The organism is Sporosarcina sp. E16_3 (assembly GCF_017347125.1).
Classification (GTDB): Bacteria; Bacillota; Bacilli; order Bacillales_A; family Planococcaceae; genus Sporosarcina.
This window is the reverse complement of record NZ_JADPRX010000042.1, coordinates 1-17,071: the sequence shown is the minus strand read 5'-3', so window position 1 is coordinate 17,071 and position 17,071 is coordinate 1. Positions and strand designations below refer to the sequence as shown.

Annotated in this window: 13 protein-coding genes; 6 read left to right on the top strand and 7 right to left on the bottom strand. The window is 39.1% G+C overall.

Annotated features, from left to right (window positions below; translation table 11 throughout):
• The first annotated feature begins 235 nt into the window (after window positions 1–235).
• Window positions 236–595 (top strand): hypothetical protein, encoded by a 360-nt coding sequence (locus I2483_RS17510; protein WP_207278402.1) that lies wholly within the window; start codon window positions 236–238, stop codon window positions 593–595.
• Window positions 596–777: 182 nt separating this feature from the next.
• Here the strand turns inward: I2483_RS17510 and I2483_RS17505 are convergent, their stop codons facing one another.
• Together I2483_RS17505 and I2483_RS17500 are read right to left on the bottom strand one after the other, a co-directional pair.
• Window positions 778–2,013 (bottom strand): Zn-dependent hydrolase, encoded by a 1,236-nt coding sequence (locus I2483_RS17505; protein ID WP_207278401.1) that lies wholly within the window; start codon window positions 2,011–2,013, stop codon window positions 778–780.
• A 64-nt stretch (window positions 2,014–2,077) separates the two neighbouring features.
• A complete protein-coding gene (locus I2483_RS17500; protein WP_218625000.1) occupies window positions 2,078–3,052 on the bottom strand; it encodes a carbamate kinase family protein in 975 nt (324 codons plus the stop codon).
• A 387-nt stretch (window positions 3,053–3,439) separates the two neighbouring features.
• Between I2483_RS17500 and I2483_RS17495 the strand changes: the two genes are divergently transcribed.
• Window positions 3,440–5,599 (top strand): M28 family peptidase, encoded by a 2,160-nt coding sequence (locus I2483_RS17495; protein WP_207278399.1) that lies wholly within the window; start codon window positions 3,440–3,442, stop codon window positions 5,597–5,599.
• 415 nt (window positions 5,600–6,014) lie between these two features.
• Entirely contained in the window at window positions 6,015–6,227 is a 213-nt protein-coding gene (locus I2483_RS17490) for a hypothetical protein (protein WP_207278398.1), read from the top strand.
• 265 nt (window positions 6,228–6,492) lie between these two features.
• On the opposite strand, the gene I2483_RS17485 is transcribed toward I2483_RS17490, so the two are convergent.
• The 3 genes from I2483_RS17485 to I2483_RS17475 form a co-directional block, all read right to left on the bottom strand.
• Entirely contained in the window at window positions 6,493–7,410 is a 918-nt protein-coding gene (locus tag I2483_RS17485) for an LCP family glycopolymer transferase (RefSeq protein WP_207278397.1), read from the bottom strand.
• Window positions 7,411–8,277: 867 nt separating this feature from the next.
• Window positions 8,278–9,795, bottom strand: coding sequence for a class I adenylate-forming enzyme family protein (locus I2483_RS17480; protein WP_207278396.1), 1,518 nt, complete (start codon window positions 9,793–9,795; stop codon window positions 8,278–8,280).
• Window positions 9,796–9,817: 22 nt separating this feature from the next.
• Window positions 9,818–11,146 (bottom strand): short-chain fatty acid transporter, encoded by a 1,329-nt coding sequence (locus I2483_RS17475; protein ID WP_207278395.1) that lies wholly within the window; start codon window positions 11,144–11,146, stop codon window positions 9,818–9,820.
• Between the two features lie 166 nt (window positions 11,147–11,312).
• Here I2483_RS17475 and I2483_RS17470 point away from each other — a divergent pair, with 166 nt between their 5' ends.
• On the top strand, window positions 11,313–11,909 hold the full coding sequence (locus tag I2483_RS17470; RefSeq protein WP_207278394.1) for a TetR/AcrR family transcriptional regulator: 597 nt from the start codon (window positions 11,313–11,315) through the stop codon (window positions 11,907–11,909).
• Window positions 11,910–12,476: 567 nt separating this feature from the next.
• Here I2483_RS17470 and galU read toward each other — a convergent pair.
• The gene (gene galU / locus I2483_RS17465; protein WP_207278393.1) at window positions 12,477–13,367 is read right to left on the bottom strand and encodes a UTP--glucose-1-phosphate uridylyltransferase GalU; all 891 of its coding nucleotides are present in this window, start codon (window positions 13,365–13,367) and stop codon (window positions 12,477–12,479) included.
• A 30-nt stretch (window positions 13,368–13,397) separates the two neighbouring features.
• Entirely contained in the window at window positions 13,398–14,852 is a 1,455-nt protein-coding gene (locus tag I2483_RS17460) for a glycosyltransferase family 2 protein (protein ID WP_207278408.1), read from the bottom strand.
• Window positions 14,853–15,276: 424 nt separating this feature from the next.
• Between I2483_RS17460 and I2483_RS17455 the strand changes: the two genes are divergently transcribed.
• Entirely contained in the window at window positions 15,277–15,993 is a 717-nt protein-coding gene (locus I2483_RS17455; protein WP_207278392.1) for a ferredoxin reductase domain-containing protein, read from the top strand.
• A 180-nt stretch (window positions 15,994–16,173) separates the two neighbouring features.
• A complete protein-coding gene (locus I2483_RS17450) occupies window positions 16,174–16,629 on the top strand; it encodes a hypothetical protein (protein ID WP_207278391.1) in 456 nt (151 codons plus the stop codon).
• Window positions 16,630–17,071: the final 442 nt, after the last annotated feature.

Genomic DNA, 17,071 nt, shown 5'->3' with positions numbered 1-17,071 from the left:
CAATAAAGTGACAGGTACCTGTGCAGGGTTAAATTCAGGTTATTCACTACAATTCCATATTTATGTACAGGAGATTAGATAGGTAACTGATTATCTAATCTCTTTTGCTTTTTTATACAATTGGGTGAATTGTTCGTTGTTGTTTGTTGCACAGGCACACAAACATTTGCGGATATATACGGCTTTCATTCCATTAAGAAAAACCTTATACTGAATACAATAGGAGTGATTCGGGATGGATAAACAATTACTTGAAATGATGGGCAAAATGATGGAACAAATGACTGAAGTACAGTCTGATATGACGGACATGAAAACCGAAGTAAAGGGCATGAAGACTGAATTTCAGGACTTGAAAACTGAAATAAAGGAAATAAAAACCGAAATGAATGTACGGTTTGATTCGGTGGATAGTAAACTTGATACTTTGGACGTGCAGTTGAATAGTGGTCTGCAACAAACAGGTGAACAGTTTGCTAAAGTAGATAGTGCCATTGAACAATTGAATGTAACTATTTCAAAAGAAGTGGGTTATTTGAACCATAAAGTTACCGAAGTAGACAAAGAATTGTATTTCCGAACACTTAAACAATAGTGTCAGGTACCTGTGCAAGATCGTATTCGAACAATTCACTACAATTCCATATTTATTCAAAGGAGTTTAGATAGGTAACTGATTATCTAATCTCTTTTGGTTTTTTATACAATTGGGTCAATTGTTGGTTGTTTTTTGTTGCACAGGCACACAAACAATTTGTTACCTAGGTACCAGTTTGGTTACTCGACTACTGCAAAACGAAGAACTGCCTCTTCCAATACGTCAATTCCGATTAGGATATCCTCAATAGCTGTGTATTCATTTGGATGGTGACTGATTCCGTCTACGGATGGAACAAAAATAAGCCCTACAGGACATAACCGGGTCATGTTCATGGCATCATGGCCAGCCCCACTCTGCATGAGTTGATAGGGAATATTCTTGTCCTTACAAACCATTTCTAGCGCATTATTAATTTCTGGGGATAGAAGTACAGGCTCCTCAGAACTAATTTCAATACTTTCTATCTCGAGTTTTCTATTCTCTCTAATGGAAGCTATCGTATGCGCTAAATGATCTTGCACGCGTTGCCTTGATTGTAACGAAGTGGACCTCATATCAATTTTCAATTCCACATCTCCTGGCACGACGTTCATAGCCCCATTGAACACCTCCATAACACCTAATGTAGCGACAGTACCAAAGTCTTCCTCTGCTTTCGCGACTTTTTCAAGTTCCAAGGCAATTTCTGCTGCCCCAAGAAGAGCATCTTTTCTCATATTCATCGGAGTCGTGCCTGAATGCGATGCTTTACCTGTTATTCTAACAATTAGCCTAACCGGTGCAGCAATTCCTGTAACAATACCTATTTTTTTATGATTATTGACTAATACTGGACCTTGCTCGATATGCAATTCAAAAAAAGCTTTAAATTCCTCATTCACTCGACTTGCCTGATCGATACCATTAATATCAAGTGCGCAATAAGAGAGTGCATTTTCTAAAGTAATGCCATCTCTATCTTTCAAATGTCGATATTTGTCCTTTTCAAATAGCCCTGCCATCGCTTTACTTCCAATTGTTGATACACCAAAACGGGATGATTCTTCGCACGCAAATGAAATCACTTCAATGGGATGGTTCGTTTCAATCTTATTTTCATTTAGGCGTTTGATCACTTCCAATGCAGCTGTTACGCCAAGTACACCATCGTATTTCCCGCCCTGGTAGACAGTGTCCAAATGAGAGCCCATGGCAACAGGGGGGAGCCCTTTAATCTTACCTTCCCGTCTGGCAATTACATTACCACAAGAATCCATGCGAATCGCTAGGTTTTCAGCCTTGCACATCCGCATAAAAGCATGGGTACATGTTTGTTCCTCGTTGGAGTAAGCAATTCGTGTTATTCCCTTATCACCAGTATTGTATTGATTTATAGTAGCAAATAATGCTTCAAATCTTTTTCTTCTATCCATGCCCGTAACCTCCAATTATCCATTTTCGTCTTAGCTTGAAGAAAGAGTATACGATTTAAATAACTCATTTAATGATATGTGTCCCTGCCTTTTCATTGATTGCGTCTTTTAAACTTTCGGTATTCGTAATGATAACTCTAATCCCGCTCTCCTCCAAAAAGCTTAAGCTGGCCTCAATTTTAGGGAGCATAGTCCCTTCAGGAAAATGGTTTTCACGTACATATTGCTTCGTCTGTGAAACTGTAATACTTTCCAGCTCTATTTGGTTAGCTTTACCAAAGTTAATACAAACCTTCGATACACCTGTTGTAATAATTAACGTATCTGCGTGTATTTGTTTCGCTAAAAGACTTGTCGCAAAGTCTTTATCGATAACTGCATCTATTCCTTCATATGTATGATCTTCCCGCTGTACGACAGGGATTCCACCACCACCCACTGCAATAACGACAAAATTAGAGTCAATGAGGGACTTAATCGCATCCTTTTCAAGTATATTAATTGGTTTAGGGGATGGTACCACACGCCGGTATCCTCTTCCGGAGTCCTCAATAAATTTCCATTCCGGATGTGTTGCCTTCATTCGTTCAGATTGTTCAAATGTATAAAATGATCCCACAGGTTTTGTTGGGTTTTTAAAGTTGGGATCATCTGAACTTACTTCAACCCGAGTTAGAAGAGTAGCAACTTTTTTATCAATACCCCTTCTTGCAAACTCATTTGTTAATGCCTGTTGAATTTGATAGCCAATCCCGCCTTGTGTATCCGCTACACAATTAACGAGCGGGATTAAAGGCATTCCTTCTTGTTCGCGTGCAATTTCAGACCTTCGAAGACCGAAACCTACCTGTGGTCCATTTCCGTGTGTAACGACAACTTTAAAGCCTTCTTCCACCATATCGGCAATATTAATAACCGTTTTTTCCACTACTTCATATTGATCCTGAATTGAATCAAAGCCATTTCCTTTAACCAACGCGTTTCCGCCGATGGCAACAATTATTACTCCGCTCACACGTGTTCCTCCTATAATGCGCATGTAATGTTCTAGCTGCGTTTGTGTACTCGTCTGCTCAGTAGCTCAAATTCAAGCTCATAGGAAATGGATCCTTCATAGTCTTGATTATATACGGGATTGCAATAATTACATAGTGTCAGGTAGCTGTTCGTGGCACTATTCTAGTAATTCATTACAATTACATATTTATAAGTCACGGATTAGGCATTCAGTGTAATATCTAATCACATTTGAATTATTATACACCCATGTGAGTACCGCCTATGCACCACATAATTCAAAAACAGTCAAAGCTGGGTCTGAATTGTACCGTACACAGGCAACCAATAATTAAATAGGTATTGCTAATCGTCCATTTTTATCGTCTAATTAGCTAGTTGGAGAAAAAGTAGAATAGGACTGATATATATGAAAAAGCTTATGAGTTACTTGGTTTTGTCGATGGTTATCGGCACATCATTAGCGGGATGTACACCTAAGGAAGAGACAACTGAAGTGAAGGAAGGCAAAGTGGAGGATGTAAAAACGGTTCCTTTACTAGATGATAAAGAAAATTACCTTTCTGTAGTTGACGTGGACTATGCTTTTGAATTTGCAAAGAGTTTGGAACAATTTAAGACGAATGAGAAGCTCGGATTCCGCACTGCAGGATCGGTTGCGGAAATAGAAACCGGTGAGCATATCGGTGAAGAAATGAAGAAAATTGGTCTTGTCGAAGTGACAAAAGATGAGTTCAAGGTAGATACATGGGAGTTTGAAAAAGCGGATCTAACATTTACAGATACTAACGGGGAAGAACAGCTAGCTGTCCTCGGTGCTTATCAAGTGAATTTTGACACGGAAGGCGTAAAAGAGCTTGAAGTTGTCTACGCCGGTAAGGGAACTGCAGCTGATTTAGAAGGACTGGATATCGAAGGTAAACTCGTATTAGTTGATATTAATCAGCGTGAAGAATGGTGGGTAAATTACCCGGCGTATCAAGCACATGTAAAAGGTGCAGCTGCTGTCATTACCGTGCAAGAAGCTGGCTATGGCGAAGTGGACCCAGATGCGTTAAATGCACAAGATATTTGTGGACCGGATGATGCGCCAGCGTTTTCGATGTCGCAAACGGATGCAACTGGGTTAAAAGAAGCACTTCAAGCAAATGGAAATTCTCTAACGGTGAAGTTCGATGCTAAATCGACTGTGAAAATGGATGGGAAAACGTATAATTACTACGGTAAAATTATTGGGAAAGATCCAGAATCCTATATCATTTTATCGGGACATTATGATTCGTACTTTGCTGGATTTCAAGACGACAACGCGGCAATTGGTCTTATGATGGGTGTTGCAAAAGGATTGATTGACAGTGGGTATCAACCTGAAAAAACAATTATTTTTAACGCGCTAGCGGCGGAAGAATGGGGTGTTTCGAACTCCCGGTACGATTGGTCAACAGGGGCATACAATCAAATCTTCAACATCCACCCTGAGTGGGTAGGAAAAGCATTTGCCAATATGAACTTTGAGTTACCGGCATATGAACATACAACGCAAGATGAGATTCGTTCGGTGTATGAGTTGAACAGCTATTTGACTGAGTTTGCAAAAGATGTACCACAGCTGTCTGAAGTCTATAAAGATGGAATTTCAGTTGTATCCCCACTACGTACGTGGTCGGATGACTTTTCGTTTGGAATCGCTGGTGTTCCTGCACTTCGGAATGACTTTCAGGACAGCGAATTTATGCACTCGCATTATCATTCCCAGTTCGATAGTGAAGATGCTTTCAATGCACATGCATTGAAATTCCACTTGAATCTATATGGACTCCTGACAATGCATTACGATACGACTGCAGTCGTTCCACTGGATTTCACGATGCGTTTGAACGCGCTGAAAGAAAAAGTTGACGCATCTGTATTTGAAGAAGCAGCTGTATCACCTGACGAATTAATCGCAGAAATCGATCGTGTTCTTGCGATTACTGAAGATGTAAATGAAAAAGTAGCGAAGGTAAATGAAGATTATTTAGCTGCACTGTCAAAAGGGGATTCGGATACTGCTCAGAAAAAGTATGAGGATAGCCGTGCGTTGAACAGTGGATTACTTGCTGCATTTAAGTATGCGGAGGATCAATTTGTACGTTTAACATGGGAAGATGAGCAAATTTTCCCGCACGAACATGCACAAAACAACATCGAGAATATAACGTTATCGATTGAAGCATTAAGCAAAGGGGACATCGCTACTCCGTTGGACGAGTATTTATACGGGGTCGATAACAACTGGTACGCATATGCCTTCGATAAAGAAGTATTCAATTACTTTACAGATTACGTCCTAAAAGCACCTAAAGAAAAACTAATGTGGGGCGAAGGAAGAATCGTCGGCCACGAAGACTTATTTGATACGATTAATTCTTTGAAAGCCAAAAGTGAACAAGCAAATGCTGATGTTTCCAAAGAGATTGAAACATTAAAAGGCGCACTAGAAAGACAAATAGAGTTGTTGAATTCAACTGTGTTGGATGAAACGGCGAGTGTGAAAAAACTAGGCGAGCTATTGAGTGAGCTGAAATAAGGTACGCGTAAAGGTGAGTCTTCTAGCCAAGCAATTATAAACTGTACCCTATAAGATGGACACTTTGAAAAAGTCCCTCTTATAGGGTATTTTTGAATTTTAGGTACCTGCAGGGGGGTATTCGGATAATTTACTACGATATCTACTATTATTTGTAGTTTTATACAATAACGTGAATTGTTTGTTGCGCAGGTACCCCTTACTAAGTAGTGCATACATATAGTAGAACGACTCAAATCATACATTAACCCACTCTATTTTATCGTTTAACTACAAGTGTTAAGTAGTGGTATAAGAATGTGGCAAAAGGATCCGGTCAAAAGACTACCCCATACGCTTAAATCATATAGACTCAACATGCTATTGAAGTTCAAATCTAAAAATGGTGGATAAGTAGATTTGAAGGGGGATAATTATGAAAGCATTAGGAAATGCATTTTGTTTTTTCGGATTTGTAATTATTCTATTTGCGGTATTTACTGGGGCAGACATACTACAATATTTATGTGGAATGATTATAATGCTGCACGGCTCTTCAAATCTAACGGATGCTAATGTTAATGAATTGAAAATGGAAATCAATAAATTGGAAACGAAAATCAGCAGATTGGAAAGTGAGAGTTCTTAACCGGAACTCTTTTTTGTTTTAAATAAATTTCAGGTACTCTGCCACAAATCATACAGACAATGCGTTGAAATTGAATAATGTTGCAAAAGAAGCCAACCAATTAATTGTTTGTGTGCCTGTGCAACATAAAACAACTACTAATTCGCCCAATTGTATACAGAACCGAAAAGGGATTAGATAATCAATTACTTATCTAATCCCTCTTGCGTAAATATATAATTGTGGTGAGTTATCCAAAAACAACCTTGCGCAGGTCCTGACACGATCACAACGCCAAATGCTCTTGCAATTCAACTTTGATACTATCCAATTCATTTTCGTTCATCATGTAATACCATACCCCGTTCATCTTTTTACCCAGACCCTCTTTAATATAAAGCTGGTCAACTTTTCCGAACGCGTCACGGTATTTCGATTGCACGTCAGTCATTTCGTCAAACGTCATATTTGTCCGGACATTCTTGCCAATTGCGCCGAAGATGCCTTTGTAATTCAATAGGCTGTTCAAAGAAGCGCCTTTACGCATAACCGCTTGTATGACTTGCTTTTGTCGGTCCTGTCGACCAAAGTCGCCGCGTGGATCTTCATATCGCATTCGTACAAAAGACAATGCTTCTTCGCCGTCCAATGTGATTTCACCTTTGGGGAATGTATGGCTACCTACTTTAAAGTTGAGTGGATTAGTAACTGTAATACCGCCGACCGCGTCAACAATATCCTTAAAACTCTCCATATTCACTTGAACCACATAGTCAATTGGAATGTCGAGCAAGGCTTCAATGCTATCCATAGACATCTCAATGCCCCCGAATGCGTAGGCATGGTTAATCTTATCTTGGACACCTTTTCCAATTATCTCCGTATAGCTATCGCGTGGAATACTGACCATCTTAGTAGATTTTAATTCTGGATTCACAGTCAAAACAATCATCGTATCCGAACGGCCTTTATCGCCTTCACGTTCATCAACGCCAAGTACGAGTACGGAAAACGGTTCTTTCTTTTTAAAAGCAACAGGTTCTTCGCGTTTTTTGGATAGTTCGCGCTCAATCGGTTCGTGTATCTCTTTCGCTGTATCGGTCAATCCTTTGAAAACCAGAATACCGTAAATAACAACTGCGAAAATTAAAACCCCAATAACTCCAACAATAAATGGCCATTTCTTCTTCTTTTTTTTTGTCAATTCGTCCCATCTTCTATTCCTCCGTCTAGTTGAATCAATTTACTAATCGATGCCTGTGCACCGCGCAATTAGCCTTTATTGCGGGCTCCCTCGTTCTACAGGTCGCAAGTAAGCGTCAACTAGTCAAATAGCCCCCACCTTACGATAGATGGGGGCTTGTTGTATCATTTTGATAACTTATTAAAGATGATACACGTAATGTTGTTGACCAATGCATTTTCGTCTGTCGGCTAAACAGTGGATAGCGTCTTGAAAAGCTGGGGAAGATAGTAATACGGATGCAATCCATTTTCTTTCGCTGTCTTCACGATACTGTAGATAATTGCGCTCTCCATAGCACCTTAAGATGTATTGAAGAAAAGCAAAAGCCGTCTGTTTGAGTATCGCAGTAACCGCCAAAAGTAACGGTTTGGATTTCTACGAATACCTGAAGAAACTTTTTAAGGATCTAAGCGGAATACAGAAAATAAATGAAGTAAGCCGTGTATTCGATTTTAAAAAAGGTGCGCTTATTTTTTATAATTCGAGCTGTTGCTCACTTTATTTACCTCCATGATTTTAGTTTGCCACGTGGTGTCCTTAGTATGCATTTTTGTTTAAAATAGATGCTGTGCACAGCGCAATTCGAATACTATCCAGACAGTACTGACAGCTGATGAGAAGAGTGTTGCTAATTTTTTTAGGATTCATTAACAATCAACATTTGTGAAGTACTACTTAAGCAGATAGGTGTCTAGTGCAAATATAAAGAGAAAAAAAGTCAACCATAAGTATAATGGTTGACTTTTATTTAGCCATTTTTACAATTCTCTATTGTTACCACATTACCAATGGTTCTAAAATACCTTCCTTCTAGCGCAGATGCGTTCACTTTTCACGCAATAGATTTTTCTGAATTTTACCTATAGATGTTCTTGGAAAATCATTAAGGAATCGGAATTCAGTTGGAATCTTGAAAATGGATAGTCGTTCTTTACAAAAATTGAACAAGCTATCGCTATCAGCTTTTTTCCCGTCGTATAATTTAATGTAAGCGACGACCGCTTCTTCTCGCAGTGGGTCTGGTTCCCCAACAACTGCGCAATCTTGGACTGCTGGATGATCGGACAGCACATTTTCAACTTCTAAGGAAGAAATATTTTCTCCAGCACGTTTTATCATGTCCTTATTACGATCTACAAACCAGATAAAACCGGATTCATTATAAAATCCGTTATCTCCTGTATAGAGCCAGCCGTTTTGCAGAGTTTGTATACTTGCCGTGGGATTTTTAAAGTAGCCTTTCATAAGCGACGGGCTTTTGATTATTATTTCTCCTACTACTTTTGGTGGTACATCTTCTCCTCTCTCATTAATGATTCGAATTTCTTGTCCCATTCCAGCTTTTCCGATAGCGGTTATTCCTGTTACAGGGTCAATTGGCATTTCTTCATAAAGTGGGGTTACAATATTTGTCGTAATTGACTCGGTCAATCCATACCATTGGAACAGCTTGATGCCGAACCTTGTTTGAAATGAAGCCAAGTCACTACTGGTAACCAATAACCCATAACCGGCTTGGCGTATAGAATGTCTTCGTTCCGCTGGATGTTCGGGACATTCCAATAGAATTTTAATGACAGTTGCAACTAGACTGGAAACGGTCGGTTGATATCTGTCTATTGCATCCCAAAATGTTGAGGAACTGAATCTTTTTAGTAGTACGATTGTTCCACCAACAACTAAAGTAGCCATAGAAGTATAGTACTGTGAATTCGCGTGAAACAAAGGTAAAAAAATTAAGTAACGATCATCAGACGTCAGTTGTTGGTAAAGCACAGAGGAATGACCTGCAAATAGATAGTTTTCATGTGTGATTAAAACGCCTTTCGGTTTTGCAGTTGTACCCGATGTGTACATAATACATGCGGTATCATTAGCGGTTACATCCATTTGCAAAGACTCATGTGGCAATATAGACTTCTCAAACTCCCAAGAGTCGTTCCAGACTTGAGTGAAAGAAAGGCTTCTGTTTTCAGTAATCGTAATATGTTTTTCATTCAACAAATTCTCTTCATAGATTAATCCTTTGCTTTCGGAGTGCTCTAAAAAATAATCTAATTCTGTTGGTGTTGAGGCCGTATTAATGGGCAGTAATATTGCGCCAATTGCACCGCATGCGTACCAAACTTCGTAGAAGAGCGGTGAATTCGAAAGGAAAACAGCAACTGTATCCTCTTTCTTAATTCCTTTTTTCAATAACCACTGTGCCATTTGGTTTACCCTTTTTAGCATGTCATCATAGGATATATTTTCATCCTCATATAACACGAATGATTTGTTTTTATATTTTGATGCTTGTTCTTTTAATAGTGTATAGACGGTTGTATTTCCATGTGTAAGCATGAATGTGGATCTCCTTTCGTTCTTATATAATTAAGGGCAGTACGGTAACGATAACTCCAGCAACAATCATCAGTAAAACCATTGACACCATGCAGTACCCCCAGATATCTTTCAAACCAAGGCCTGATAAACCAAGTGCAGGTAAAACAAAGAATGGTTGAAGTAAGTTTGTTACCACATCCCCAATTGTCACTGTATTAATAGCGGTGGCAATTGGAACATTCAAAGCTCTTGCTGCTTCTATCATAATGGGTCCTTGAATTTGCCACTGACCACCTGCGGAAGGTACAAATACATTGACGATAGCTGCGGATAAGAAGGACAGAAAAGGGAACGTATATTCATTAGAAATTGAAACGAAAGCTTCTGAAATCACACTAATTAGTCCTGATCCCACCATCATCCCCATAATTCCTGCATAAAAAGGAAATTGGATTAGTATACCCGATGCAGACGGCATACCTTCTGTTATTGCATTGATATAGCTGATTGGTGTTCCGTGTAAAGCTAGGCCCAGTATGATAAAAAAGAAATTTAAGATATTTAGTTCTAAGTTGAATCCATTGATAAGGACATATTGGACAAGCCAAGTAACACCCAGAGCAACGAGCGTGTACGTGATGATTTTACTGTGATCTAACTTTTCGGCAACTGTTTTCGAAGGGCTATGAACCGTATTTGTGAAAACTTCTACATCGCCCTCAAAAGGAATAACTTCATCTTGCTTTGGCATCATTTTGATGTAAGCAAATAATACGACTGCCAGACCTATAAATGCCGTAAGTAATAAGGTGGGGCTGAAAATTGTTTCTGATAGTGGTATGAGACCAATACTACTTTCTAGTGAATGCCCCGGTGTATTTACGAGTAATGGAGCAGTAATTGTAATACTTGCAGGGAGAATGGCTATTGTCCCTGTATAAGCTGCAGCAATTAAGATTCGAAAGTCTGCTGTTTTCACATTTTTCGCAACTTCAATTGCAAAAAGTGATCCAAGAACTAATCCAAGTCCCCAGCTCAAATACCCTGCCGCTGCCGCCACAACGATTGTGAGGATGAGCGCTGATTTTTGTGTTTTAGGAATTGATGCGGCCTTTATAAGTATTCGTTGGATTGGAGGCGCTTTCACAAGTGCATACCCTGTAATTAATATAAGAATCATCTGCATCGTAAAGGCTAGAAAGTTCCAAAAACCGCCATACCAATGTGTCGTCATTTCAGTCAAAGACTGATGGGTTACAGTAATGCCTAGGATAAGCGTGATGAAGGTTAGCAAAATAGCGAAGATAAAAGCGTTCGGCAAATAATTTTCTACAGCTACTTTAAAGCGTTGGGAGATCCTTCTTAACATTCCATTTCCTCCTCTTAATCTTTATTTGTAAGAACTTTCTTCATAGGACTTTACAAAAGAGTGCATATTATTAATACTGTAGTAGACTCTAGTCTATGAATATAATTTCGCAGACTGGAGTCTAATTGTCAAGTTAATTTAAAACATTCAGAATAGGAGAGACGGGATGAATCCTCGAAAACAAAAGGCTTTGCAGACGAAAGAAAAAATCTCAAAAGTAGCATTAGAGCTTTTTAACACAAAGGGCTTTAATAATGTCACTGTGGATGAAATCATCGAAAAGACCTCTACTTCAAAGGGTTCTTTCTACAACCATTTCAAAAGTAAACACGATATTTTTGCTGAGAAATTCAAAGAAATTGATGATTATTATATAAATGAATTGATTCCACAAATGGAAGGGAATATGTACTCGTTTGATAAGTTAAAAAAGTTTATCTACATGCAAATGACTTATATTGAGCAAAACCTAGGTTGGGATGTAGTAAGAACAATCTATGAACAGGAATTGAATACGGAGCGTACAAGTTATTTTATGAATCCCGACCGACCGTTATATGAAATCTTATTTAATTTATGTGAAGAAGGAATTAAGAAACATGAGCTGAGACAAGATTTAACACCAAATGAAATGGTGACGGTTCTGGTGCAAGCAATGAGAGGAATATTGTACGACTGGAGTATTAGTAAAGGTAATTATTCCTTGGCATGTGAGCAAAAAAAATTGTTTGACGTAGTCATTAGAGGAATGATGATAACATAATAATCGATGCCAGTGCACCGCATAATTCAGACACTAATGAAACAATTTCTATAGCGAATGAAAGGAGTTCTCTGGCCGAACGTAGCTGGAGGTTTTTTCATTTTCAATCTGTCCGTAATAAGGGTGCGACCACAGTCACTCAGACAGTGGTGTGTAGGGCAATACTATGTACTTCTATTTTGCACTACACAAATATCTACTCTTTTTTGTACTTTCATAGGATTGGATGAATTGTTAGTTGTTGTTTGTAGGCACCCACACAATGGGGGTATAAAGTTAATTCTCCAAGGCTAAACAGTGCTCTTTAACATTGATCTATCAGGTTTTTCTCTACTCACAACACTAAACACAATACAGTTTCATAGTCTTGACTTACAAAAAGGTGTTTATGATACAATCCGAAATAGGAGAGGGGTTGTAGTAATCCCTTTGAATGTAATGGGCCCCATTCGAAAACCAATGTCTGCGCACCATGCAATTCCCAATAGGGTGTTAGTTGTACAATACACAAGCAACCAACGCAAAAAAACGGAACAGGGGATAGATTATCCTGCCCCTTAGTCCCGTTTAATCCTTTATCAAATGGCCTTCTAAAGCCGTGACAACTTCTTTCATGTAGGCGATTAGTTCACTTCTAATATCTTCATCAAAAAGAGCAAAATCGATAGTCGTTTTTACAAACCCGACTTTTTCACCAACGTCATATCTTTTCCCTTCAAAATCATAGGCATATACGTTTTGGATTTGGTTTAATTGCTGTATCGCATCGGTTAACTGTATTTCTCCTTCTGCGCCAATCGCATGCTGACTTAAGAACGTGAAAATTTCGGGCGTTAGAATGTAGCGGCCTACGATTGCCAGGTTTGAGGGAGCGGCTTCAGGACTAGGTTTTTCTACCAGGTTTCGGACTTCGTATCGTCTGTCCTGTTGTAAGCCCGGATCTATTATGCCGTAACGCTGTGTATCGTTCCAGGGAACTTGCTTAACCCCGACAACGGATGAACCTGTTTCATCAAATACATTCATCAGTTGTTTTAAACAGGGTGTTTTACTTCGAACGATGTCATCACCTAGGAGCACTGCGAATGGCTCATTACCTATAAAATGTCTTGCGCACCATACAGCATGCCCAAGGCCAAGTGGTTCTTTTTGACGAACATAGTGAATGTTAGCAAGGTTTGCAGAATGCCGAACTTTGTTTAGTAGGTCTATTTTTCCTTTTTTTAATAAGTTTTGCTCGAGCTCTGGAGCGTAGTCAAAATGGTCTTCAATGGAACGTTTGCCTTTGCCTGTAACAATTATGATTTCTTCAATGCCAGATGCCACGGCCTCTTCAACAATGTATTGTATTGTTGGTTTATCAATAATGGGTAGCATTTCCTTAGGCTGTGCTTTCGTAGCTGGTAAAAAACGGGTGCCAAATCCTGCGGCAGGTATAATGGCCTTTTTTATTTTCATCGCTATTTCCCCTAATGTCAATTTTTATAACTAAGCCTTATGGCGCCCTCTCAATTTCCAAAGTTGGTACACCATAGCTAAAGATGTGATGATGGTAAGGTAGGTTAGTACAATCCAGCCCGATTGTAAATAAGGCAGAACGGCATTTTGTATAGGCTCACTAGTTAAAAAATTCCTTTGATCAATACAAAAATAGGTTCCAAGTGCTATCAATAATATAACTGCAATAATGCCTTCAGTAAGCTTACTTTTTGTTTGCCCTCTTTCAGCACTATACTGAATGGCCCATCCATCTTTTTTATTTGCAGATAATTTTCCTAACCAAACATTTATAAAGGTAATAAGATTAACCCATAAATAGATTTCTGGACTTATTAATAAAGCCGCAAAAATGACATCTGTGGTTCTATGCATTGGCGTCTTAAGGGCAAGAATCGTATTTAATAATGAGGCTATAACTACTGGCGTAAGCCAAATCCAGGACCAATTAAACTGGTTTGTCGCGATGCTAAGGATTAATAGTGAGACGAATAATGCACGAATGAGTAGATTCATAAATGTTTTTACTTGTGCTAACCATATTTTCCCCCTATGCTTTGAGCGGACCCCGATATTACTATTTGTAAGTAGTTCAACTGTTCCGGATTGCCATTTGTTCCGTTGTTGCCTGAACGTATGGTATGTTCTCATGGCATCCACGTAACAACGTGCAGTAGGGCTAATTAATGTTTTCCATTGCTTTTGCATTTGCCATGTTAGTAGCATGTCTTCTACATCACTTTCATCCTGCCAAGGGCCATCTAACTTGTTTTCATCGACAACATCTTGCAGTGACTCTGGCCGAAATAATGTAGCCTGGCCTCCAAGTACATAGGTGCTTCCACCACTATATTGTAATTCCAACAGCCAACTTGCCATATCTTGTTTTTGCTGATGAGTCCACCAGCGTGTAATGGGACCCCCATATTCACCGCTAGCAATCATTTCTTCGTAATGGGGATCAGATTTTGAAATTAGGCTTTTCTTTTTTGGCATCCTCATGGTGTACTTAGCCATTACCCCGCCAATATTTCGAGAACTCATTAATCCTTCCCAAAGTTGTGATAATGCACCAGGCGCAAGTCTACTATCCGCATCCATTCCAAGAACAGCTTTGATTGAGTTCTTATAATACTCTTCATAAATAGTTTGCTTTTTATTATACAGGTCTAAAGGATCTCCATAAATACTTTTCCAGGCTGCATTTAAAGCCCCAACTTTTCGTTGTTTATTATTTTTCGTAGTAAGGACCCTTAATTCTAAATTAAATTCTATTCCGGCTTCTAACGCTTTTTCCTCAGTCCGATCCGTACAGTTATCAGCAATTACAATTACATCCAGATCCACGTCCTTAGGCAACGTTTGATCGCCTAACCCAGCTAAACAGTCACGAATCGATTTTTCTTCATTATGTGCAGGGATGAAGGCAACAATTCTTGGTCTCATATAGGTATTTCTTACCCCGGATACCTGCTTAAATGCCGGATCCTCAATGCTATTTAACAAAGATGTTTCCTCCTCTATATCTACTTCTAATTTATTGAAATCCTGTTGGAAATAGAACGAAAAAGTGAAGAAAATGTGCCTGTGTACTGCACATTTCAGACACTAATCAGACAGTTTCAATTTCTAGAAGAAATAGTAAGTAGGTATAAGTAAGGGAGAATATAAATGATGAAAAGTGACAGTCACTATGAAAAGATTGGATTGTAATTAACGCATAAATATTGACACTCCCGAGTAGAGAGCCATTCTGGACTAAGATTACGCACCCCAATTATATAGAAGGACCACTTAATTGAGAATTGTTATCACTGATTGTATACTAGATTAGGAACAGACAAATATAATTGAGTAAGGAGAATATATAATGCAAATATACTGGACTAAAATAAATAAGATTATTGAAGAAACGCCTGAGGTTAAGACGTACCTACTCGACTGTCCGAAAGACTTTACATGGGAAGAAGGTTCCCACACCCACTTCGCACTGGAAGGTTTTAATGCCGGAGATAAACCAAACCGCGGCCTGATTCGTCACATGTCAATCTCCACTTTGCCGCACGAAAATTCAATCGGTATCACAACACGCATCAGAGAGAAGTGCTCTGAGTTTAAAACGATTTTAAGAAATCTTGAGGTCGGCAATGAAGTTGCACTATTTAAAACTCATTCGAATGTACCGCTTAAAAGAGAAGACAAAAATGTTTACCTGCTGTCATCAGGTGTCGGCCTGGCAACATTCAGACCGCTTGTACTGGATTACTTCGAACGTCCTGACAACGTCAATCAAATCCATTCCCTCAACATCGACTCATCAAGTGATTTCTTATTCACTACTATTTTTGAATCCGCGCCAGACAAGAATTTCACATCACAGTTCGTTGATAACCGTAAAGACTACTATGAAGAAGTGAAGACTCTTGCTGCAGACAAGAATGGACTCTTCTATGTTGTCGGTAGCGATGAATTCCTTGTGCAGAACATTAAAGTACTGCGTGAGCAGGGCATCAAGCCTGAACAGATTATGCTCGACAAACGTGAACAGGCACTGCCTGAGTTTTTATCGTTTGATTTGTCAATTTAAGCGAGACACTATATTTTCTTTGTAACTACTAACTAGCTGTTCTATTACTGGTGCAATTAGTTAAGTTTAAGATTATAAGCCAAATTCCTCGTTCAAGATAAGAAGGAGTTTACTGTCAGGTACCGATTTTTAAGCATTGTTAATTTAACAGCGGATAATTAATAAAGGGGGGATAAAACGATGAGATTCTTTTCAAAAAAGAAAGTAATAGAAACAAAAGTATTCGATCCAATTGCTAACGTAGAGAAATTGATGAGAGAACTCGAAGTACCGTCATGGTTGCAAAATGATTTGGTTGCAGTGTTAAAAGCTAAGCGGAAAAAAATGAGTAACGAGGAAATTCGAAACTTGTTGGAACAGCTGTCGATGTCTGAAGACTATATACTTCCTGAGGAATTTCAAGTCGAGAAAAGTTTAGATATGTGTTTTAACACTCATAAAGAGTGGGTTGAAAGTGAAATCAACGAATACGCTAAACTAACCTCCGAAGACGTCGACACGACTTTGAAGAATCTACCTGCATCCATTCAAAAGATGAATCGCAAAGCGCAAAAAGCAAAAAGCTTATCTAGCGGTGAGCATTTGTTTATTGACTATTTTTTCACAACTAGATTGATTGTATCCTCAGTATGTTAGGTACTTGCACATGATACTACACTGACGATTCACTACAATTACATAGTTATAAGGCGTGGATTAGGTATTTACTTCAATATCTAATCTTCCTTGCGTTTTATGTAATTGCGTGAATTAGTCGTCATTGTTTGTTAAACCGATTTTATATCTTATGCCTGTCGGAGCTTAACGGCGCCTTCCGCTTTTCTAGAGATCTAGCTCCAGGCGCCAACTCCTCGAGTCGCTTCAGTCTTGCCGAATAGGCAAAGCCCGCCTTTCACGTCAAGCCTTTCAGCGCTTTTCGGAGCTAAGCGGCGCCTTGCGCTTTTCTAGTGATCCAGCTTCAGGCGCCAACTCCTCGGGTCATAAGGCGCTTCGGCTATGCGGCAAAGAGCGCCGCTCCGCCGACCCGTCTTATGCCTGTCGGAGCTTAACGGCGCCTTCCGCTTTTCTATGTTAATAC